Source organism: Micromonospora sp. NPDC093244 (assembly GCF_040683695.1).
Lineage (GTDB): Bacteria > Actinomycetota > Actinomycetes > Mycobacteriales > Micromonosporaceae > Micromonospora.
Genome location: NZ_JBFBEO010000009.1, coordinates 99,808 through 121,045, shown reverse-complemented (window position 1 = coordinate 121,045; position 21,238 = coordinate 99,808). Strand labels below are relative to the sequence as shown.

Below are 21,238 nucleotides of genomic sequence, written 5' to 3'. Positions count from 1 at the left end.
CGGCGTCCTGTTTCCGGCGGAGTGCTCCGCGGTTCTGCGATGTAGCCGATAACGCTCTATGTCGCCTGGTAGGAGAGTGTGCGCAGGTCAAGGCGGTAAGGGGTCATTGGTTGGCATGACCTTGAAACTGGGAGCAGATTGGGTGCAGCCTAAGGCCACGTCTGTAGGCGTACGGCAGAACGATGTGGAGCGTTGCGGGTGAGCTTGCTGGAGTCCGCCGCAGTTCCGTCATTCGAGACACCGATCCCACGGGTAGTGCTCTGCCAGTCCCTTCAGGCTGGTGAACTCTTCGGCGGCTCCGAAGGGGTCACGGATCGCTGCCAGGGCGCGCCGTTCCCAGCACTACCCGATGCTGTGGGCACGAGCCACGCCTCAATGGAACGCACATGATGCCTATGCGGGCATCCTGGACTTGCTGAGCAGTGGTGTCTGCGTAACGGGTGGGTGGTCTGTTTCACGTCACGGCGGTAGTGGCAGGCCACGAGTAGTTGTACACGATATAGCCTCTGTAGACGGCAAGCTTGTCGTACAAGGCGCGGGCGTCGGCGTCGATCTCGGTGTTCCAGTACAGGCGTGGGGCGCCATGCTCATCGCCGTCCTTGGCCACGCGCTCGATCATCGCCGTGGCGATACCTCGGCGTCGTGCCTGCGGGTCTACGAACAATTCTGCCAGGTAGCATCTCCCGGCACCCCAGACGCTGGCGTGGAACAGGTAATGCGCGATGCCAACCATCTTGCCGTCGAGCCGTGCACAGATGCCACGGACCTGCTCTCCGTTGACCAGACGCTGCCAGGTGCGTTCGTAGCCGTCGTCGTCAACCTCAGTCGCGGGCCGACCCGGCCGGCCGGCCCAGTGGGCGTGGAAGCTCCGGGTCAGCCCTTCCCACTCGTCGTGGTCGAGTTCGGTCAATGAGTCAATGGTCAGCACGGTTGCCATCCCCGCATCGCCACCAACGCCCGACGTGCCTGGAGCGTTCTGCCGCCACTGCAACCGCTGGTGCGTCGGGTATCGATCGAACATGCCGCCGGGGACTGCGGAGGCAACTGGCGACGCCGTCCGGGGCTCCGGCCGGAGCTGTCGTCCGGCGCGGCCACGCCGTTAACCACAGCTCGTCGATCAGCCACAACACCGCCGGGGTGATGACGGTGGGCTGTCCGCCAGCGCCGACCGGCGGCTGTCACCTTCGACTCGATCGGTCTGGGTGCCGTTTCCAACACGGAGGTTGAGGAGGTCGGGCAGGTGTGTCTCTTTGGGAGGTCGCGGACGCTAACTGCGGCGAGGTGTACCAGAGCGCAAACGGCAGCTCGGCTTAGTAAGTCACTACACCGAACGCATCACGAGGACACGTAGTTGGTGCCGCAAGCGCAGCCCGATCAGATGATCTACGTGTCGGTAAGGTGCGCTACCTTCTCCGTGCCTAACAACCTCCTGATCGGGACTGAGTTTGACTAACCTGCGCATCGCGACCCTCGTCGCCTGTTCCATGCTGTCCCTAGCCGCGTGCGGTGAGGCCGACAAGGTCGAGCAGGGCAGTTCCACGGGTGCGGCGAGCAACACCGCCGAGGCGACCGTGGGGAAGGCCCTCGTGCGGCTGTTGTAGGGGATAGCCGACGATCCGAAGGTGGCCCGCTGCCGACCCGGGACGGGGAGCGGGCTGGGAGCAACAGGGTGCACTGAACGTCCTTGAACTGCATCCAACGGTGTCGAACGTCGCTCAACTGCACCTAGTTCTACCTGCGGTTCCACGTCGGCGCAGGTCAGAGCGGGTCAAGCGTCCTGTTTCACACCGAAGAGGTCGCTGGTTCGATACCAGCATCGCCCACTCTCAGTTTTTGCAGGTCAGAAGCCCGTTACCGGAGTCATCGGTAGCGGGCTTAGCGGTATGTGCGGCTTACATTGGGAGCAGCGCGGCTGGTTCTCGGTCCGGACGGCCGGTGGACCGCCCGGCTGAGTGACCTGACTTGCGGTCCCGACCGGGCCTGCGTCGCTCTCCGCATCACACCGACTCCCGCTCGTCCCAAGTTCGGCGGCGCGAGCGGCGCGCGACGCGGGCGGCACCCTTTTGATGGGTTGCGTGGTCCCTATCCGCTGGCTACCGACTGTGAACCTTCGGCCGAAGACGCGGGTGCGGCAACATTCGCTTTAGCCGATGAGCGAGCGGCGATCGAATTCCTCCTAGCAGCCGTCGAGTTGTTGCACCGCTACTCACTTGACTGGTGCGATCCGCTCGCGATTGGGTGGCACCGTGAGCAAACTGTGGACCGCCCCCGAGGACGACCCCAGGACCTTCGGTGAGCCCGTCGGCGAAAAGGCGACCTACCGGGAGTACCTCGGCAACTACCGTCTGACCATAGAGATGAAGTGCGACGGACTGGACGCCGAGCAGCTCGGCCGACGCTCGGTACCGCCCAGCAGCCTGAGTTTGCTCGGCCTGGTCCGCCATTTGGCTCAGATGGAGAACCACTGGTTCCAGCGTGTGCTGCAAGGGCGGACCGACGCACCGTGCCTTTACAAACATGAGGACGATCCGGATTGGGACTTCGGCGGTGCGGTCCCCGACCCAGAGGTGGTGAAGGACGCCTTTGCAATCTGGAAGGCCGAGAGCGCCAAGGCGGACGAATGGCTCGACGCCCTCGAGGAGGCCCACCTGGGCCGCGAGGTGCCGGTCGACGGTGGCAGCCACGCCACGCGCGACGTGCTTGTCCACGTGATAGAGGAGTATGCGAGGCACGCTGGCCACGCCGACCTCCTGCGCGAGTGCATCGACGGGCGAACCGGCCTGTGACTCACCGGGGCGGTGGGTCGGCATAAGTACCGCCGTCAGGATGCAACCTCACCGTGAGGAACCGCGGTGAAGCAGAACCGGGCGGCCCGGGTCCAGTAAGTGACAAACTGGATGACGATCATGACGGACACCCGTGGACGCCGCGCACCTGCTCAGCTCGTCCACCGCAGGTCTTCGCGTCGCACGCTGCAGGTCGACGGCGCGAACCGCGACGAGGTGAAGCGGCCTTTGCAAAGCGGTCCTGGCGGCCGCCGTCTCCTATCCCGGCCCGGGATCGCCGCGCCGAATGTCTGGTGCCGGATCCCGTTCGAGGCCGCGCACCTCGCCGGAATCAGCGGTGCGGGCCTGGCCAGGGGCTCAGTCGAGCAGATAGCTGGCAGGGACCGAGTTGGTGAGCCAGACGCCGTTGGCGCTACGGTGGAACACGTGCCCGTCGGCGGACATCGCCGCCGCGTCGATGGTGAGCATCACGACCCGACCGGGTCGTCGGGCGCCGACCCGGTGGGCGGTCTCGGTGTCGGCGGAGAGATGGACGTGGTGTCGACCGCCGCGGTGCAGGCCGGCGGCCCGGATCGACTCCAGCGCACCGGCGCTGGTGCCGTGATAGAGCCGGTCCGGTGGGGTGACCGGGGGCAGCCCGAGGTCCACCGGGATTGAGTGGCCCTGGTTGGCCCGGATCCGCAGCACCCCGTCGGTGCCGCGCTCGACAGCGAACCGCTGCTTGTCGTTGCCGGCGACGACCGCGTCCAGCTCGGCCCGCCCGATCCGTAGGGCGGCGAGCAGAGCGTCGACGGGAGTCCAACCGGCCGGATCGAGCACCAGGCCGGCCCGGTCGGGATCGTGCCGGAGTGCCTTCGACATCCGTTTGCTCAACTTCACCAGGCGCTCGCGTTCCACGGTGGCATTGTGGTCGATCGCCGTCGCTCGAATCGAGAGGTTTTCCGGCGACACCGATCCCGGGTCTTTCTCCGGTGCGCCTGTCGGGTACGAACCGCTGGCTCCAACCTGTCTACTGGAGAGGCGGGGCACCCCGAAGATCGTCGCGTCCCGGACCCTCAAGGAGGCCGACTTCGGTGCCCGAAGGATCGGCGGGAACCCGGCCGACGAGGTCACCGCCCTCAAGCGGCAACCCAGCAAGGATCTGCTGCTGGTCGGCTGGTCCGGCCCGGCAGCTAGCCTCGCCGATGTTGCCAGTGGTCTGCCCGATGACGACGGCGCACAGGTGCTCATCGGATCAACTTTGGATTAGCGCAGAGTGGTTGCCGCCCAATCAGGCAGGCTGGGAGTCCCACCATCGCGGCGAGTCGACGAGCGAAGTCTCGGGATCGCGCGGGTCCTTCCTGCGTCGTGCACGTGATCGGCTTGACGCCTGCTCTCTCGCACCTTGTCTGACAGGAGCGTTGGAAGTTGCGCGGCTCATTCGGTATGCCGTAGCGGGTGGTGGAGACGAGTCCGGTTTCGTGCCACGCCTTGCCGGCGGCTGCTTCAGCCTCGTCGCGCTGTTGCTGTCTGAGCTTGAGGGCGGTCAGGCAGATGTCGGGCAGGGGGAGGGTGGCGTCGGATGCCTGGATCTTGGTGTCGCGGTGCAGGAGCTGGCCGCGCGGAGTGTCACGCAGGTTCGAGACCCGACAGGCCGGCTGCCGGCCTGTGATCCGCCAACTGGTCCGCTACGCATCTCTGTCAGGGATGCGCGTCAGGGTCTAGGGGCCCAGCTGCAGGGCAGCGTAGCGTGAGCGCACGGATCTGCCGATGCGCGGATGCCGCCGGTGCGATAAGGAGTGCCGCCCGGGCACGGATCACCGTAGGTTCGTGCCCATGCTTGAGTCACAGCGCGAACCCGTGCCATTCAACGACGACAACGAGATGGATACTGCACTGGCCTTTCTGTCCTTCAGCCGGTCCTGCGTCCTGAAGAAGCTGGACGGGCTGGACGAGGAGCAGTTGCGCCGCAACCTTGTCGTGTCCGATACGACGCTGCTGGGATTGGTTCAGCACCTGACCGGCGCCGAGCGGTACTGGTTCGGATACACCGTGGCCGGCGACTCTCGGTACGCCGACGCCGGCATGGGCATGACGGTCGCTGAGGACGAGCCTGCCGAACAGGTCATTGCCGACTACCGGGCTGCCATCGCCGACAGCGATGCGCACGTTCGTGCGTTTGGCAATCTCGATGTCCGTACCGCGCGACCCGTCAATGAGGAGCCGCGCACGCTTCGCTGGGTGCTGGCTCACATGACCGGTGAAACCGCCCGGCATGCCGGGCACGCCGACATCCTTCGTGAACTTGTCGACGGCGTCACCGGTCGCTGATCCAGCGGCTGTGAGCGGCGAGAGGCTGCTGCCGCGGTGGGTGATCGGGCTCAAGTCTCAGGGACGCAGGGTCACCTTGCCGGTGGTCCTGCGGGCGACGAGGTCCTCGAAAGCGCGGCGGGCGTCCTCCAGGGGATATGCCGCATGGACCATCGGCTTCAGCACTCCGGCAGCCGTGAGCGCGAACATCTCGGCTAACGGCTCCGCATATGCGCCGGGAACGGTGAGAGCCGGACGTAGCCAGAAGCCCATCACGGCGGTGTTGCGGTCCGCGAGGGCGCTCGGATCGACAGGTGGACAGCCCTCGCGGGAGGCATTCCCGAAGGTGACCAGACGTCCGAAGTTCCCCAGGATTTCGAGGCCGGCGCTGAACACGCGGCCGCCAATCGACTCGAGGACAACGTCCACCGGCATGCCATCGTTGGCCTCCAGGACCCGCTCGGCGTAACAGTCCGGGTCGCTGGACACGGCGACGTCCGCACCTAAGGAGAGGGCCAGGTTACGTCGAGCGTCCGTAGAGGCTGTCGCGATCACACGCCCGGCACCGAAGTGCTTGGCGAGCTGCACAGCAAGCGAGCCGACACCACCGGCCGCGGCGTTGACGACAACGGTCTCACCGGGACGCATCCGCGCACAGCTTCTCAATACATGCCAGGCCGTCAGGCCCTGAACGAGAAGCGCGAGCGCCTCGGCGTCGCCCACCCCGTCGGGCACCACAACGGCGTCCGCGTCTTCCACGACCGCCCGCTCAGCAAAGCCACCACCTCCGAAAATCGGTGCGAGCACCCGACGACCGTCAGTCGCTCGCCCGACCACCTCAGTGCCCGGGATGAACGGCATCTCCGGCACCGGACGATACGACCCGGCAATGCGGCTGGTGTCGGCAAAGTTGACCCCTGCCGCACTCACGTCGACTAGCAGTTGCCCATCGACCGCCATTGGCTCCGACACATCGACAATCTCCAGAACTTCGGGACCGCCGAAACGGACGCACTGCACAGCTCGCATGATCAGCAACGTACCCCCCGCCCGCAGTAACCGGCGAACGCAGCATCCCGCTCGTCCGTGCCCGCGTCGGTGGCGCCAGCGTCGAGTCCGGGTCACTGACCAAAGGCGACGAATGTCCCGCTCGTGTTTCGTGCATGCGCGAGAGTTTCTGACTCGTTTCCCTCTCGCTCTGTGGAATCGGGGTCTCCCTGAGGAGGGGAAGCTTCTCACGGAGACCCCGATGTGCCTCACGGTACGTTCTTCGAGCCCAGCTCCATGGCCTTCTGTCGCGCCCAGCTTCCGATGACCGTGGTGTTCTCGCTACGAGGCGGTGATCGCTGCGCGGACGGCGTCGGCCGGGGTGGTGGTCGGTCGTCCGATGAGGGTGCGGAGGTCATTGCCCTCGACCAGAAGGTCACCGCGGGCGAGCCCCTGATCCGAGTCCGCGAGGATCTGTGCGAAGGCCTCCGGGATGCCGAACGAAGTCAGCAGGGCCACGTACTCCGCGGCTGGAAGGTCCTGGTAAACCACGGGGGTGCCGGTGACTGCGGTGATCTCCGCAGCGAATTCGGTAAGCGTGAATGCGACGTCGCCGCCGAGCTCGTAGACCTTGCCAGCCTGATCCTCGCCGAGCAGGACGGCCACGGCGGCTTCCGCAAAGTCACGGCGTGTAGCGGCGTTGACCCGGCCGTTGCCGCCGCTGCCCACGAGCGCGCCCTGGGCGAGGGTTCCCTGGATCTGGTCGGTCCAGTTCTCGAAGTAGTAGCCGTTACGGAGAAGGGCGTAGGGAACTCCAGCGTCCGCGAGGATCGCCTCGGTCGTCTTGTGGTCCTTCCCCAGAATCGTCTTGTTGATCTCTGCGTTCGCGTTACTCGTGTACGCGAGCAGCTCGACGCCTTCCGCCTTCGCGGCCTCGATCACGGTGCGGTGCTGCCGCGGTCGATCCTTGCCCACCTCGGAGCTGGCAATCAGGAGGACCTTGCTGGCCCCGGCGAGGGCCGCAGTCACCGAGGCCGGGTCGTCGTAGTCCATAGCTGTGACCCGAACGCCCTGCGCGGCGAAGTCCTGAAGCTTCTCGATGGAGCGGCCTGCGGCGACGATCTCTCCCGCGGGGACGTTGCGCTCCAGCAGCACCTCAAGAACGTGGCGGCCGAGCTTTCCGGTCGCGCCGGTGATGGCGATGGTCATGGTGTTTCCTTTCGGGATTCGAGCTGGTCACCAGTCCCAACGTCCGCACCCACACTCCACTTCCCGACAGAGAGTACGCACTCTGAAGTAAGGTACACACATGAAAGTTAGTGACAGGGACGAGAGCATCCGAGCGATCTTTTCCGATGGCGCCTTCCTGGCCGGCTGCCCCGGTCGGACATTGCTGGAACACGTCACGAGCAAGTGGGGCCTTCTCCTGCTGGTCGTCCTCTCCGAAGGCGAGCAGCGCTGGAGCGCCCTCCGCCGCCGCGCCGACGGCATCAGCGAAAAGATGCTCGCCCAGACCCTGAAGACCCTCGAACGAGACGGTCTTGTCAGCCGCCACGCCCAAGCCACCATTCCGCCCCGCGTGGACTACAGCCTGACCGACTGCGGCAACGAACTGAGCGCGTTGCTCGTTCCTCTCGCAGCCTGGGCCCTCCAGAACGGAGACGACATCATCAATGGGCAGGACTCCACGGAAACCTGACCCTTCGACGCAGGCCACCGAGCAGATGGGGTGGCGGCACGGCAGGAACCAGGTGCAGCTGATCATCGCCGACGAGTCCGAACGGCTCCGTCCCACCGCGCTCGAACTGCAGCGCGATCGCTACGACCGCGACAACATCGCCCTGATCCTGATCGGCATGCCCGGCCTGGAGAAGCAGTTCAACCGCTACCCCCAGTTCTACAGCCGGGTCGGCTTCGCCCACCAGTACCGGCCTCTGGGCCAGGAGGAACTGCTGTTCGTCCTGCAGCGTCACTGGCGCTCCCTCGGCAGGACCCTCGACCGAGAGATCGAGGTGCGTGAGCCGCCATTTCTCGGCGTCTCTGGCAGCCCCGTCGAGAACCAGATCCAGCCCTGGAACGGCGGGAGAGTGTCGATGTGGGCTGGCATCCTCGCTGCCGCGCCGCTGCCTCTACCTCCCGACTTCGACCCCGGCCCTGGCCTGAGCGCCTCGCTTGAGCAACGCTGGCCGCGCCGCAGCCGTCAGGCCGCCGGGAGGTCGCTGTTGGGCGACCGCTTGCCGTCGGACCTCGGCGCCTGAACACTTTCCCGCCTGATTGGCAATGTCAGGGTGAAGCGCGGACTTTGCTGAGGAGGGCCATGGCTTCGGATGCGGATTTGATAGGCCGGTCGCTGGATGGCGATGTCGACGCCTTCGTAGAGGTGGTCGAGCGTCATGAGGCCGCCGTCGGTTCGTACCTCGCTCGCCGGGCTGGGCGGGATGCCGCTGAGGACCTCCTGGGCGAGGTGTGGGTTGCGGCGTTCGAGTCGCGGCGATCGTACGACCGGGCCTACAACGATGCGCGGCCGTGGCTGTACGGGGTGGCACTGAATCGCTTGCGGCGCTACTGGCGGTCCCGGCCGGCCGAGGACCTGGTCGCGGACGTGCCGGACGTGGCTACTGGATGGGATCCGTGGTCGGCGGTGGACCTCGGCGTGGACGCCCGGGCGGTGCTCCGGTCGGCCCTGACGCGGCTCAAACCCGAAGAGCGGGAGGTCCTGAGGCTCGTCGCCTGGGAGGACCTGACCGCAGCCGACGCCGCGCGGGCACTCGGCATACCGGCCGGCACCGCGCGGCGGCTGCTGAGCCAGGCCAGGACGGCATTGCGCGACGCCCCGGGGGTGTCCGCGCTTCTGAAGGACCGCAACAGCGCGAAGGAGAGACACCGATGACCGACGAGCTCGATCTGGTCGGTGCCTTGGGCAGCGCGGAACCACTACGCCCGGAGGCGTATCAGCGGGCGCGGGCGGTGCTGCGAGCGGCTATGGCCGACCCCGGAACCGTGCGGCTGCTGGGCGCGATATCAGCGGAGGACACGACTATGAAGGCGACGTCAACCATGGAAACGACGACAACCACGCCGGACCACGAATCCAGCCCGGCGCTTCAGCGCCGCCGCGGGATCGGTATCGCGGGCCGATTGGGCATCGGCGCCGGGGTGGGGGTTGCCGCCGCGGCGGCAGTCGTCGCTGTGGTGCTCAACTCGTCGGCGACCGGGGGCATGGAGGCCAGCAAGGATGCGCCAGCCGCCACGTCGGGCTCGACCACCGTCGACGGGTCGGCCGAGCGCGCGCCGCTGATGACCCTGGCCGGGTCCATCAAGACGGTCACCCCGCCGGCGGGCGACGCGTGGCTGGTGAAGGCGACGCAGGTCCACGGCACCAAGACCATGCAGGTCGTCTACACGCTGTACACCGACGGTCACGCGATCTATTCGGGCAACAGTGTGAAGGACATCAAGCGTGCGATCGCCCGTCACCAGGACCAGATGACGGACGGCGGCTACGCTCCGCTCCTCAAGGCAGCCGTCGCCGCGGCGGACAGCAGCCCGGCCGACGGCCGGACCCAGATGCTCAAGGCAGCCAAGGACCCGCTGGTGGGCCTCGACGCCGCAGCGCAGAAGGCGGTGTGGGACAAGCAGCAGGCGGACGTCCAGGTGATCATCAAGCAGAAGGGCGGCAACGCCAAGCCGAAGCCGTACAGCGCCCAGGCCGTTCAGCGGCACTTCGACAACGCCCTGTGGACGTACAGCACCCAGGCGCTGTCCGCTGGCGACGGCAACACGCAGGTCCGGGCCGGTGTGCTGCGTCTGCTGTCCACCATCTCCGCGGTCAGCGTCGAGAACTCGACCACCCACGGCAAGGCCACGCTGACGATCACCGCCGGCCCCGAGGTGTTCGGCGGTCAGGGCAGCGAGGTGCTGACCATCGACGCCACGACCGGCATGCTGGTCAAGGACCTCTCCACCGTGCCGGGCCTCCCCCAGGCCTCCACGACGTACGAATCCTCCCGCGTGACGAAGGCCGACCTGTAGGCGGGAACTCCCACCCGCCAGCATTCCGGCAGACGGGCGTAACGCGCCCGGCGTTCGATGACGGTGCGGGCCGCCTCTGGGCGGCCCGCACCGTCGTTCTGTTGTTCGCACGGCCGCCCGCCCGCGGCACGACGCAGCAGCAGGCTGAGACAGCGGCCGACCCGAGCATGATCACCTCGATCATCAGGACGTCATCGCGGTGCGACGCCTGGGCGGGACCATTGCGCGGTGGGGCGGCCGTTGAGACGCCACGGGTGGCCGGTGACCCGTGGCCAGCCTTCAGGCGAGTTTTCCCAGTTCTCCTGCCGGCCGTACACCGTGAGGTCCAGGGCGTGGTAGGTCGTCATCAACGCCTCCACGCCCCGCCCGGTGGTCCAGTAGGTCTCGTAGACCTCGTCGCCGTCGCGCAGGTAGCACGAGATGAACCCGAAGTCACGACCGTCGGCCAGAGCCGGGTCGGAGTCTTTCGCCGAATACCAGGGGAACCGGTAGCCCATGAACTCCGCGAACGGGGCACTGTCGTCGTAGGGCCCCTGGCAGAACACGGCGTAGGTGACGTCCCGAGCGTGCAGGTAGTCCAGCATCTGCATGTGACAGGTCGAGAAGGTGCACCCCTCACACTGATGCTCGTGGGGCTTGCCGTCGTGCCACATGTGGAAGTAGGCGATGAGCATCCGGCGGCCCTCGAACACCTCCACCAGCGGGGTGTTCCCGCCAGGGCCCCGTACCGTCACCGTCGGCATCAAGGTCATCGGCAGCTGACGACGAGCGGCTGCGATCGCGTCTCCTTCGCGGGTATGGGCCTTCTCCCTGTCCAGCAGTTCGTCGCGCTCGCGCAGCCAGGTCTCCCGGTCGACGATCGGGGGCGCGGCGGCGCTGGACGCGGGGGTTGCCGTCATGGCTATCTCCTTCGTGGAGTGGGGATCGGTCACAGGTACAGACGACCGAGTCGGCGATCGTCATCGGCGACCGATGACGGATGGGTCCGCGGTCGTCAGTACGGTTGTGACAACCACTCAGCCCCGGGGAAATCACATGTCCGACTCGCCCGATGAGCAGGCGGTCTGGCTGCAGCGCGCCTTCGACGAGCACCGGCGTGAGCTACACGTCCACTGCTACCGCCTCGCCGGGAACGTCACCGACGCGGACGACCTGGTGCAGGAGACGTTCCTGCGTGCCTGGCGGGCTCGCGACCGCTTCGAGGGTCGGGCGTCGGTGCGCACCTGGTTCTACCGGATCGCCACGAACGTCTTCCTCGACAGCCGCAAGGCGGCCGGTCACCGGACCGTACCGTACGGTGATCCGCTGGAGTGGTCCACCGAGCTCGGTCCCTATCCCGACGCCCTGCTGGCCGACGATCCGCAGACCGGTCTCGCCGCGCGGGAGACCGTCGAGCTGGCCGTGATCGCAGCGCTCATGTACCTGCCGCCGCGGCAGCGGGCGGCCTTCGTGTTGCGCGACGTCTACGGCTGGACGCCGCAGGAGATCGCCGCCGCGCTCGACACCGCCGTAGCGGCCGTCAACAGCCTTCTCCAGCGGGCCCGCGACACCCTCCGGCGACGCGCTCCGTCGGACCCGAAGGACTGGCGCCGGCCGCAACTCACCAGTGAGGACGAAGAGATCCTGCGCCGCTACGCCAACGCGAAGGACCCGGAGACGATCCGGGCACTGCTCGCCGAGGACGTACGGATCACGATGCCGCCCGAGCCGCCGGTCGTCGGGATCGACGCGGCCGCGGAGTTCCTCGGCCGACCGCTCGACTGGCGTACGTTCCCCACCTCGGCCAACGGGCGCCCGGCACTGATCAACTATCTCCGCCGGCCCGGCAGCCCGCACTACGAGGCGCTGGTCGTCGACGTACTCCGGATCGAGAGCGGGAAGATCGTAGAGAGCAATGCCTTCATCGGTGCCCGCCACGTCGTCGCCTTCAGCATGCCCGCCACGCTCGAGCCCTAGACGTGCGTCGGCTCGTCTGGTCGGACGCCGATCCGTTCCACGACCCTCCGATTTCCCTGGCTCTCTACCTAGGTGCGCAACTGGTGCGGGCCTCCGAAGACCTGACCTGGGTGCCGGCGGGTGCGCTGCACAGACGCTTCCTCGGCTGGCTTCGGTGAGCATCCTGCGGCCCGGCGACGAGAAGTTCCACTACAGCGACGGCTCCCACACGTGGATCCCGCCGACCTCGCATCGAGCCTGATCCGACCGGCTCGTCGACAGTTCACAGCGAGGAGGTCGCTGGTTCGATACCAGCGTCGCCCACTCTGAGTTCGCACGTCAGAGGCCGCTTCCCGGGTTCGGGATGTGGCCTCTGACGTGCGTGCACCAACTGACACAGCAACCGTGGCCGTTGGGTCCGTGTGTGGCGCTGTCGGGAGGGTGCAGCGGGCGAGCTCAGACCCGGGTGATTCGCACCGCGTCGGCGACCACGAGTCCGGTGCCGCTGGTCCAGCGACTCACGCCGACCTTGTTGCCCGTGCCCGCTGCCAGGGTGAACACGCCGATCGAGACCCACCTACCGCCGTTGACCTGCTGATTGACGGAGACGGATTTGGTGCCTGTTGTGGTCTCCACAAGGTATGGCGTCTGGTTGTTGTAGCCCGCGTCGGCGGGGTACCAGACTGAGATCTCGTAGGCTCCGGTCGCCGGGATGGTCGACCGGTACCAGGCGACGTCGCTGGACGACACCGGGCTGGTGAACCGATAGTCGGTGCCGAACCGTTGGCTGGAGTAGGCCGACGTGCCCCATTCAGCGCTCGCGGTGAATCCGCCCGAGGTGCTGTTGTCGATGGTCGTGGTCCACTGCTGCGGTGGGGTCTGCGTGACCCTCACGTCGAGGTAGTTGCGGTCGATCTTCATCGTGACGCCACCCCACGTTTCGGTTACCTCCCCGGCGTACTGGTGTAGGCGCTGCTGGTTCGCGTAGTAGGCATCGGCGCAGTAACTTCCGGCGTCCGTGTCAGCCACCCCGTTCCACCAGGCGATCCAGATCTGGTCGAGTCGCGTGTAGCTCGGGTTGTCGTATGCGTCGCAGACGTCCTTGATGCCTGACGAACCGCTGGAGTACATGCCGGCGAGGTAGCCCCGTATGTGCAACTGCTCGGTCCAACCGGACAGGAACGACAGCACGGCGGCCCGGCACGACGCGTTCGACGGGTACTGCTCGATGTCGTTGTATATGGTGCTCGCAGTGCCGATGCCCAGTGCCTGGGCGGCATTCGCGGCGCTGTTGGCCGCGGAGACGCCCTGCGACCGGGCGGTGGTGGGATCGGCGGACATCTTCGGCGTACGCGTGCCGCACGGTGCCTGGTAACCCAGTTCGATGGGGATCAGCCGCCATCCGTTGCTGGTCTGGTTGGCCACCCAACTTGCCGTGAGGTTCGGCTGGGAACAGGAGCGGCTCGCCCCGCTGATGTAGATGCCGACCGCGCCGTAGGGGGAACTGGCCCGCCACGCGTTCATCGTGGCCTGTGACGGAGCGGCACAGGTGTCGAATCCCCGGCCGGTGAAGGTGCCGGGTTGCGGGCCGGTGGCCAGCGGCGTCACTGCGGTTGGTGCTTGTGGGGGTGTCGCGGCCACAGCAATCGACTCGGCGGGCGCCACGATCACCGCGGCAACGGTAAGACTCGCCAGCCACCCGGCAGTGACTCTCACGTCGCCTCCATCTGAAGAAATTCTTGCCTCGGAACGGGCAGTGCGAAAGATTTCTACCACGAATCGACGAGCAGCAATAGAGGGCTGCCGTCGACCCGGCGCCGAGGTCAGCTGAGGGCCAGGCCCACGCGGTCTCGGCCAGGCTGGTGGCGTACGCGCCGCCCCTGCTCGTCCCAGCCCGTCTCATCTCGGAGCGGGCTGGACCTGCCGGTCGCGCGTCAGTCCGCGTTGAACCGCCACCGCGTCGCGGTCTGTCCGTCGGCGCCGTAGCCGAAGGCCTGCGCGGGGAGGATCTCGTAGAAGGCGTACTCGGTCTGGGTGAGCCAACCTGCTGCTGCCTTGGTGGGTCCTCGCCGCCAAGGAAGCAGGCCTGCCGGTGCAGCAGCACGTTCCGATGCCGTCCGGCTGCGGCGCGATACGGACCTCACTCGGGCTGGGCGCGACAGGCCGACAGCTTTCATATACGTACGTCAATCTCTCGTATATGGTCCTCCAGGTATGTGTCAGCCTCTCAACCCCCTCTGGAGAGGACATGATGACTACTCGCCCCTGGCTCGGTACGGCCACGGCCGTCCTGCTCGTTGCCACCATGACCAGCACCGTGCCGAGCGGCGCCCACGCCGCGCCGGCCAACAACGTCACCACCGCCGTACAGCAGAAGCTGCTCGCGGAGGCCGCAGCCGCGGCGGACCAGGCGTTGCGGACCGCCGACGTGGCGGACACCCGGGTGACTGTCACCCGCAAGGACGGCCGGGCCTGGGCCTTCGGCACCGCCGTGCTCGTCGCCCCGCAGGGAGAGGATCTCCACCCGTCGGGTTGGCTCTTCGTCGCCCGGCAGCAGCGTGGCGGCTGGCAGGTCGCCTTCGAGGGCGAAGCGACCTTCACCGAACTGACTGCGGCCGCGCCCGCCTCCGTCGTCGCCGAGCAGGAGCGGGACACCTTCACCGCCCCGAAGACGATGGCCGCCAACGGGGACTTCCGCACCGGCATGCGCCTGCCGTTCACCGTTGGCCAGTCCTGGATCCTCCGGGGCGGCCCGCACGGCTGGTCCGGCTCCCCGCGACCATTCAGTTCCATCGACCTCTACGGCGGTGACGAGCGGGTGCTGGCCGTGCGCGCCGGCACCGCGTACACGATGTGCAAGGGCTGGATCCGGGTGGTCCACGACCGGGGGTACGCCACGGACTACTACCACCTCTGGAACAACATCAACGTCGACGGTGCCTCCGTCTCGGCGGGCACCTTCCTCGGTAACACCGGCACCGACATCACCTGCGGCGGGAGCGCCAGCAGCCGGCACGTGCACCTGGGGCTGCGGCAGAACAGCGCGTACGTCGCGGTCGCCACCCACAACCTCGGCAAGTGGGTGCCGCGAGAGGGCAGCGCGGCCTACGAGGGCTACGCGCTGCACGGCTCGAAGCGCGTGAACGTCAAGGGCACGCTCTACAACTACGGCGCGCTGGGCTTCACCGAGGGCATCGTCGACAGCAACGGCGGCACGTCGGTCAGCCGGCGCTCCGGGCCGGGCACCGGGTACAGCGTCGTCGGCTCGATCGCGGACGGCGCCACGGCGGCGGTGGCCTGCTCGGCGAACGGCACCACCCAGAGCGGCCGCTGGGGCACCACCACCCTGTGGAACCAGCTCACCGACGGCACCTGGATCCCCGACGCGTACCACTACACCGGAGCGGCCAGCCCGGTCAACGGCTGGTGCTGACGCCCTTCAAGGGGTACGTCCGCCAGATGACCTCGGACCTGGTCGACGGCGCGCTTCGGCAGGGCGGGCTGACGGCAGAAGGGACGGCACAGGTTCAGCGACGTCAGGCGGAAAGGATGCCCGACCCGGTGCCGTCAGCGTGCCGCGGTCAACTCCACGTGAAGCCGGCGAACTGTCGCTTGAACTGTTTCAGAGTCAAGCCGTGGCCCTCTGGTGGTTCGAGTGACAGGGAGTAAGTGGCCTGCCCGACCTCCCACCAGACCGTCCAAGAACCCGTTGTGCCGTAACTGGTGATGACCCCCTGGCCTGAACGGACCGGGACCGTGGCGATAGTGGCCGACCGCTGTGCGCTGGTTGTCGGCTGCGCGTTGAGGACCAGCATTGTGCCGCCAGGGCCGTTGTAGCGCTGGGACCAGCCTGCGTCACGCACCGTCAGGTGTCCGCCGGCAGGACTCCACCGCTTGTCCGCAAGGACGTCCGGCACATCTCGTTCGTAGTACGTCGGATGCGGCTGCGGGGTGGTGGCGTCGCGCAGAACTCTGTCACCCAGGGGTTCTTGCAACGACACGAAAGCCCGCGCGGCGTCACCGGTTACGGCGCATCCTCCTTCTTCGTCTGCTCGTTCGGTGCTCGTGGCCACCGAAATGACCACCTGGGTGCCATCCTGGTGGGTGATCGTCGCCTGCGGTCGAAGTTCGGGCTCCCCGTCGCAGATCACCCTTTCCATGCTGGTGGCCACGGTGATCGAGGTGTCATTGCGAGCGACGATCGCTGCGACCCATGGCAGCGCAACGGGTCCTCCCCGTGTCGAGCCTCGGGTTCCACTCTGTGGTGCCGACGCGGGGGATGTCGCCTCTTGCGGAGGCTCGGCTGCGGCGTCTCGGCGACCTGTTCCGCAGGCACCGCACAGCAGCGTGACGAGCACTGCTGCGGTGATACGCACAACCTTGCGCGAGCTGTTCAGCACGGCCGGAGCCTGCCACGATGTTCAAGCTCCCGCTGCCCCTCACCGCATCTTGAACGCGACATCCCCGATGCCTACCTACAGTCGTTTGAAGCCGCGATGGCGGGAGTCACCATCTTCCTATGGGGAGGGGGACGCCTCATTCAGAAGCTTCTCCGTGAGGTCCATCAACCGCTCGGCGTCGCGGGGGTCGAGGGTCGGAAAACTGGGCGGAAGTAGCTTCCCCCGGTCTATGGCGGTCACCGGCGCGGCCGGCGGCGCATCCAGGAACTGGTGAATGGGCGCCACTGCGTCTGCGACAGGTCGGGCCGTCACCGCTGCCACCGCCAGCAGCCCTCGAACCACCAGCGGGAGGGGGCTTCGGTCTCCACTCCTGGTGAATCCGGGATGGTAGAGCACGTACCGGGCGCGGCTGCCGGACCGCTGGCCGAAGCCCACGCCGAGCAGGTCGATTGCTCGGCCGGCCTGCAGCTGTGCGGCGATGGCCGAGTAGCCCGACGCCAGCTGCAGGTCGGCCCAGTGCAGCCGGCCTTTGGTGACCCCGACACCAGCGACGTTCACGATCACCGGCGCGGTAGCCCGATCCAGGGCCGGACGCAGGCCGAAGCTGAGCAGATATCGACTGAGGTAGTAGAGCGCGAACGTGCGCTCCAGACCCTCGGCCGTCACGATGCGCCGCGGTGCCACAGCATTGGCGAACAGCGCCAGCGCGTCCACGACCTCGTACTCGGTAAGGATGTGCTCGATGACCTGCCGCGTCTCGGCCATGCTGGACAGGTCGACGCGAAGGAAAGCGATCGAGCCCCCGGCCAGGGCCTCGCCGCGTTCACGGCTGCAGCCGAGCACCAGGACGCGATCGCCGCGCTCGGCCCGCCCCAGGGCCAACGCACGTCCCATCCCGTTCGTGCCGCCGCTGACAATCACGACGCCCATCTCGTCCCCCTTATCGTTGCTCATCGGCGTGCACATTCTGGGCAGCCCGCCGACGGAGGCGAAAGAAGGCATTTTCATGTCCACAAGTAACATTGGTGTGAGTGCATCACTGCACGACCATCGCCTGCCGGTGCCCGTTCCGGTCGGCGAGTACGAGCGTTGTCCGGTCACCGACGTGCTGCGCCGGGTGAGTGACAAATGGACCCTGTTGCTGGTCACGATGCTCGGCCGGCATCCGTACCGGTTCAACGAGTTGCATCGGGCCGTGGAGGGCATCAGCCCGCGCATGCTCACCCGAACCCTGCGGACGCTGGAGAGTGACGGCCTCGTCGAACGTGAAGTGTTTCCGACGCTGCCGCCGAGCGTCGAGTACCGGCTGACGCCGCTCGGCGTCAGCCTTCTAGAACCGCTCTCCGCGTTGGCCGACTGGGCGGTCGTCCACCACGCCGAGATCGCTGCGGTACGTCAGCGGGTGGAACGCTCGGTCGCGCGTACCTGATGGCGGCCACGCGGCCTGCGTCCGCGAGCAGTTCGCCGACCGGATGATTGATGGCTGGCGGGCGGTCTTCGGCGCTGTGGACGCTCCCGATCAGGCATCGGACGAGCGACGCGAGTTCGATCGGGTACGCGCGACCGGTCCGCCACCCGCGCGGAACTGCCGCCGGTTGAGTTCCGGGATCACCGCAGCGCGCTGAAGAAGGCGCGCAGGTCGGCAGCGAGCAGGTCGGGCTCCTCCTGGGCGAAGAAGTGGCCGCCGACCCTGGGCTCGTGCCAGTGGGTGAGGTTGGCGTAGGTGCGTTCGGCGAACGACCGGGGCAGGCCGGCGTCCTCCACGCTGACCGTGATGCCGGCGGGTACGGCGACCATCGGCAGATGTGGGGCCAGACGGTCGTCACGGTAGGGCCGGAAGGACGTGCCGATGCAGTTGGTGACCCAGTACAGCATCACGGTGGTCAGCAGTTCGTCGAAGCCGAACCGGCGGGAGATGTCGCCGCCACAGTCGCTCCAGCGCTGGTACTTCTCGATGATCCATGCGGCCAGTCCGGACGGCGAGTCGCTCAGCGCGGCCGCAAGGGTGTCGGGCCGTGTTTCCTGGAGGATTCCGTAGCCCCAGTCATCTTGGGCCTTCGCGTCCAGCATGGCGATGAACGCCTCCTCGGCTGGGCTGAGATCGCCCCTGCGGTCCGCTGGCGGGAACTTGATGTGCTGCGAGAAGACCCCGATGACCCGATCTGCGTGGCGGGCGCCGAGCCACGTCGACACGCCGGACCCGATATCGCCACCGTAGGCGCCGAAGCGGTCGTAGCCCAGACGGGTCATCAGCTCAGCCCACACGTCCGCGACAGCCGCCTCGGTCGTCGGGCCCTCGGCGAGGGGTCCGGAGAAGACAAAGCCGGGCAGGCTCGGTATGACGAGGTCGAAATCTGCGAGCCGGGACACCAGGGGCAGCATCTCCGTGTACGTGCTGGGCCAGCCATGGGTCAGGACCAGCGCCGTGGCGTCGGGCGATGCCGAGCGGACATGAACGAAGTGGACAGGCGTGCCTCGGATCGTGGTGACGAACTGAGGGTACCGATTGAGGGCACGCTCGACCGCACGCCAGTCGAATCCATCGAGCCAGTACCGCACCAGACCGGCCAGGTACCCAGGGTCGGTGCCGGCGGCCCACGGCTCTCCTGGGGCGGCTGGCGCGAGCCTTGTCCGCGAAAGCCGGGCCCGCAGGTCGTCCAGGACGGCTTCGGGCACATCGATGTGGAAGGGCGTCACCGGATCATGATTCCATCGCAGGGAGTCACTCGGCAGCCGCCCGAATGGGCAGAGGCCCGGACGACGCCACGGCCGCGCCCGGGATCGGGGGAGCAGCAGGGTGAGCCGCCATTGCCCGCGTCGGACCCACAGCCTTGAATGCGGGGACTCCGATTAGGTTCCCGCGCCGCGCCCGTCTGTACCTGTGAGATCGACCTACTGGAGGCTGGCATGACGCGGAAACTGACCTTTGGCATGAACGTGACCCTGGACGGCTACATCGCCGCGCCCGGCGGCCACCTTGACTGGAGTGGAGGTGAGGGGCCGGACTCGTCGTCGGGCGACGAGCTGTTCCAGTGGTGGTCCGACCGGGTGGGGGCGACAGACCTGGCGCTGTATGGGCGCAAGCTGTGGGAGGCGATGAGTTCCCACTGGCCGACCGCCGACGAGCAGCCCGGCGCCACGCCTGCGCAGATCGAGTTCGCCCGCCGCTGGCGGGACATGCCGAAGGTGGTGTTCTCCTCGACGATCAGCACGGTCGACTGGAACACCCGCCTGGTCACCGGCGACGCGGTCGCCGAGATCACTCGGCTCAAGGCCGAGGACGGCGGCCCGATGGACATCGTCGGCGCGACGCTCGCCGGGGCGGCCATGCGGGCCGGGCTGATCGACGAGTACGTGCTGGTCACCTACCCGGTTCTGGTGGGCGGTGGCACGCCGTTCTTCACCGCGCTGGACAGCTGGGTGCACCTGAACCTTCTGGAGACGCGGGCATTTCCCGGCGGTGTCGTGCTGACCCGATACGAGACGAGGTGATGAGCACGCGTCAGCTGCTCGATTCGTGAGACCAGATCGAAATCCTTCCTGACGAGGAACGACGGCGTAGTCGATGATGACGATGTTCTTCGGGCGTGACGGCGCCCCGCCGGCAAACGCCGGCGGGGCGGGGCGGTGGCCTTCGTCTTGCCGACGAGGGACCTGTGTGATCACAGTGTCGGGGGCAGATCCAGCCATGGTTTGTCGCTGGCGTCGAATCCGGTGAGCTCGGCGATCTTCCCGTTGACGATGCGCAGGACCGCGATGGCGAACAGCCGGTGCTCCGAGTCGTCGGGGGTGCGGAGGTACAGCACGGCGGCAGGCGTGCGGTTGACCGTCGTCGTGATACCGCGCCAGTCGTCGTAGCCGGGCTGGAAAAGCCCATTGGCGACCCAGCCGTCCACCGCGTCCTTGGCCGTGATGACCGAGGTGCCCGCCTCGGGAAGCATCGCGAAGCGCAGGTCGTCGCGGAGCAGGGACATCAGCCCGTCGAGATCGTTGCGCTCATGGGCCTCGATATACGACTTCACCACGGCGCGCTCGTCGTTCGACAGCTCGTGCGCGGCGGGGCTCCGCCAGTCGAGGCGGCGGTTCGGCAGCTGCTCGCGCATCGTCACGCGCGCACGCTGCAGGGCGCTGGTCACCGATGCGACGGTCAGATCGAGGGCTTCGGCGGCCTTCGACGCCGGCCAGCCCTGGACGTCGCGCAGGATGAACACCGCCCGCTGCCGCGGCGGCAGGTGCTGGACGGCGACGATGAACGCCAGCTCGACCGTCTCCCGCGCCACCGCCGATTCCTGCGGGTCCTCCGGGAGCATCCGGTCCGGGTAGGGCTGCAGGTACCGCACTTCCGAGCCCGTGCCCGGCCGCTCGGCAGTCACGGGTGTGCGGTCGTTGCGCTTCGCGAGGAAGTCCAGGCAGGCGTTCGTCGCGATCCGGTACAGCCAGGTCCGCAGGGCCGCGTGGCCCCTGAACGACTCCCGCTTGTTCCACGCCCGCAGGAACGTCTCCTGCGTCATGTCCTGGGCGTCCTCGTAGTTCGCGAGTATCCGGTAGCAGTGCACCTGCAGCTCACGCCGGTGCCGCTCCGTGATTCGTGCGAACCGCGCCGTGTCGCCCGAGCGGACCGCCGCGATGAACGTGGCCTCGTTGGCGCCCAGCGGTCTAACGTCGGTCATGGTCATCAATCCTTCCAGTGGTGCGAGAGAGCTACCAGAACCGACGACGTGGCGGACGATTTCTGATCGGTGCTACGAGACGCGGCAGAGCTAGACGGCGCTTCATCTCCCGGCTCCAGCATCTGTTCCGTTCGTTGCG

21 protein-coding genes are annotated in these 21,238 nt (G+C 67.4%); 11 read left to right on the top strand and 10 right to left on the bottom strand.

What is annotated here, in order from left to right:
* Window positions 1–454 precede the first annotated feature (454 nt).
* Window positions 455–1,021 (bottom strand): GNAT family N-acetyltransferase, encoded by a 567-nt coding sequence (locus tag AB0N27_RS28640; RefSeq protein ID WP_364376409.1) that lies wholly within the window; start codon window positions 1,019–1,021, stop codon window positions 455–457.
* Between the two features lie 1,225 nt (window positions 1,022–2,246).
* On the opposite strand from AB0N27_RS28640, the gene AB0N27_RS28635 reads away from it, so the two are divergent.
* Window positions 2,247–2,786: a DinB family protein gene (locus AB0N27_RS28635; RefSeq protein ID WP_364376406.1), complete on the top strand. Its 540-nt coding sequence runs from the start codon at window positions 2,247–2,249 to the stop codon at window positions 2,784–2,786.
* Window positions 2,787–3,143: 357 nt separating this feature from the next.
* Here the strand turns inward: AB0N27_RS28635 and AB0N27_RS28630 are convergent, their stop codons facing one another.
* Entirely contained in the window at window positions 3,144–3,683 is a 540-nt protein-coding gene (locus tag AB0N27_RS28630; protein WP_364376403.1) for an RNA 2'-phosphotransferase, read from the bottom strand.
* 1 nt (window position 3,684) lies between these two features.
* On the opposite strand from AB0N27_RS28630, the gene AB0N27_RS28625 reads away from it, so the two are divergent.
* Window positions 3,685–4,035, top strand: a complete 351-nt coding sequence (locus AB0N27_RS28625; protein ID WP_364376400.1) for a hypothetical protein — start codon at window positions 3,685–3,687, stop codon at window positions 4,033–4,035.
* A 566-nt stretch (window positions 4,036–4,601) separates the two neighbouring features.
* Window positions 4,602–5,096 (top strand): DinB family protein, encoded by a 495-nt coding sequence (locus AB0N27_RS28620; protein WP_364376397.1) that lies wholly within the window; start codon window positions 4,602–4,604, stop codon window positions 5,094–5,096.
* A gap of 57 nt (window positions 5,097–5,153) precedes the next feature.
* On the opposite strand, the gene AB0N27_RS28615 is transcribed toward AB0N27_RS28620, so the two are convergent.
* Both AB0N27_RS28615 and AB0N27_RS28610 read right to left on the bottom strand, forming a co-directional pair.
* Window positions 5,154–6,104: an NADPH:quinone oxidoreductase family protein gene (locus AB0N27_RS28615; protein WP_364376395.1), complete on the bottom strand. Its 951-nt coding sequence runs from the start codon at window positions 6,102–6,104 to the stop codon at window positions 5,154–5,156.
* Between the two features lie 300 nt (window positions 6,105–6,404).
* Entirely contained in the window at window positions 6,405–7,271 is an 867-nt protein-coding gene (locus AB0N27_RS28610) for an SDR family oxidoreductase (protein ID WP_364376393.1), read from the bottom strand.
* A gap of 100 nt (window positions 7,272–7,371) precedes the next feature.
* Here AB0N27_RS28610 and AB0N27_RS28605 point away from each other — a divergent pair, with 100 nt between their 5' ends.
* The 4 genes from AB0N27_RS28605 to AB0N27_RS28590 are packed head-to-tail and all read left to right on the top strand — an operon-like array spanning window position 7,372 to window position 10,094.
* Window positions 7,372–7,761 (top strand): helix-turn-helix domain-containing protein, encoded by a 390-nt coding sequence (locus AB0N27_RS28605; protein WP_364376390.1) that lies wholly within the window; start codon window positions 7,372–7,374, stop codon window positions 7,759–7,761.
* The gene (locus AB0N27_RS28600; RefSeq protein WP_364376387.1) at window positions 7,736–8,320 is read left to right on the top strand and encodes an AAA family ATPase; all 585 of its coding nucleotides are present in this window, start codon (window positions 7,736–7,738) and stop codon (window positions 8,318–8,320) included. Before AB0N27_RS28605 ends, AB0N27_RS28600 begins: the two co-directional genes overlap by 26 nt.
* 59 nt (window positions 8,321–8,379) lie before the next feature.
* Window positions 8,380–8,952, top strand: a complete 573-nt coding sequence (locus AB0N27_RS28595; RefSeq protein WP_364376384.1) for a sigma-70 family RNA polymerase sigma factor — start codon at window positions 8,380–8,382, stop codon at window positions 8,950–8,952.
* On the top strand, window positions 8,949–10,094 hold the full coding sequence (locus tag AB0N27_RS28590; RefSeq protein WP_364376381.1) for a hypothetical protein: 1,146 nt from the start codon (window positions 8,949–8,951) through the stop codon (window positions 10,092–10,094). The genes AB0N27_RS28595 and AB0N27_RS28590 overlap by 4 nt, the downstream gene beginning before the upstream one ends.
* 191 nt (window positions 10,095–10,285) lie before the next feature.
* Here AB0N27_RS28590 and AB0N27_RS28585 read toward each other — a convergent pair whose 3' ends face one another.
* Window positions 10,286–10,993, bottom strand: a complete 708-nt coding sequence (locus tag AB0N27_RS28585) for a DUF899 family protein (RefSeq protein ID WP_364376378.1) — start codon at window positions 10,991–10,993, stop codon at window positions 10,286–10,288.
* A gap of 136 nt (window positions 10,994–11,129) precedes the next feature.
* Here AB0N27_RS28585 and AB0N27_RS28580 point away from each other — a divergent pair, with 136 nt between their 5' ends.
* Entirely contained in the window at window positions 11,130–12,050 is a 921-nt protein-coding gene (locus AB0N27_RS28580; protein ID WP_364376375.1) for an RNA polymerase subunit sigma-70, read from the top strand.
* 435 nt (window positions 12,051–12,485) lie between these two features.
* Here the strand turns inward: AB0N27_RS28580 and AB0N27_RS28575 are convergent, their stop codons facing one another.
* Window positions 12,486–13,745 (bottom strand): glycoside hydrolase domain-containing protein, encoded by a 1,260-nt coding sequence (locus AB0N27_RS28575; protein ID WP_364376372.1) that lies wholly within the window; start codon window positions 13,743–13,745, stop codon window positions 12,486–12,488.
* Window positions 13,746–14,277: 532 nt separating this feature from the next.
* Between AB0N27_RS28575 and AB0N27_RS28570 the strand changes: the two genes are divergently transcribed.
* On the top strand, window positions 14,278–15,462 hold the full coding sequence (locus AB0N27_RS28570; protein ID WP_364376369.1) for a peptidase M23: 1,185 nt from the start codon (window positions 14,278–14,280) through the stop codon (window positions 15,460–15,462).
* A 148-nt stretch (window positions 15,463–15,610) separates the two neighbouring features.
* Here the strand turns inward: AB0N27_RS28570 and AB0N27_RS28565 are convergent, their stop codons facing one another.
* A complete protein-coding gene (locus AB0N27_RS28565) occupies window positions 15,611–16,429 on the bottom strand; it encodes a hypothetical protein (RefSeq protein ID WP_364376366.1) in 819 nt (272 codons plus the stop codon).
* Between the two features lie 117 nt (window positions 16,430–16,546).
* Window positions 16,547–17,383 (bottom strand): SDR family NAD(P)-dependent oxidoreductase, encoded by an 837-nt coding sequence (locus AB0N27_RS28560; RefSeq protein ID WP_364376363.1) that lies wholly within the window; start codon window positions 17,381–17,383, stop codon window positions 16,547–16,549.
* Window positions 17,384–17,387: 4 nt separating this feature from the next.
* Here AB0N27_RS28560 and AB0N27_RS28555 point away from each other — a divergent pair, with 4 nt between their 5' ends.
* A complete protein-coding gene (locus AB0N27_RS28555) occupies window positions 17,388–17,858 on the top strand; it encodes a helix-turn-helix domain-containing protein (protein WP_364376360.1) in 471 nt (156 codons plus the stop codon).
* Window positions 17,859–18,037: 179 nt separating this feature from the next.
* Here AB0N27_RS28555 and AB0N27_RS28550 read toward each other — a convergent pair whose 3' ends face one another.
* Window positions 18,038–19,126, bottom strand: coding sequence for an epoxide hydrolase family protein (locus tag AB0N27_RS28550; protein ID WP_364376357.1), 1,089 nt, complete (start codon window positions 19,124–19,126; stop codon window positions 18,038–18,040).
* A gap of 210 nt (window positions 19,127–19,336) precedes the next feature.
* On the opposite strand from AB0N27_RS28550, the gene AB0N27_RS28545 reads away from it, so the two are divergent.
* Entirely contained in the window at window positions 19,337–19,921 is a 585-nt protein-coding gene (locus tag AB0N27_RS28545; protein WP_364376354.1) for a dihydrofolate reductase family protein, read from the top strand.
* Between the two features lie 170 nt (window positions 19,922–20,091).
* Here the strand turns inward: AB0N27_RS28545 and AB0N27_RS28540 are convergent, their stop codons facing one another.
* Window positions 20,092–21,105 carry an RNA polymerase subunit sigma-70 gene (locus AB0N27_RS28540; protein ID WP_364376351.1) on the bottom strand — a complete coding sequence of 338 codons (1,014 nt, stop codon included), beginning with the start codon at window positions 21,103–21,105 and terminating at the stop codon, window positions 20,092–20,094.
* Window positions 21,106–21,238 lie beyond the last annotated feature (133 nt).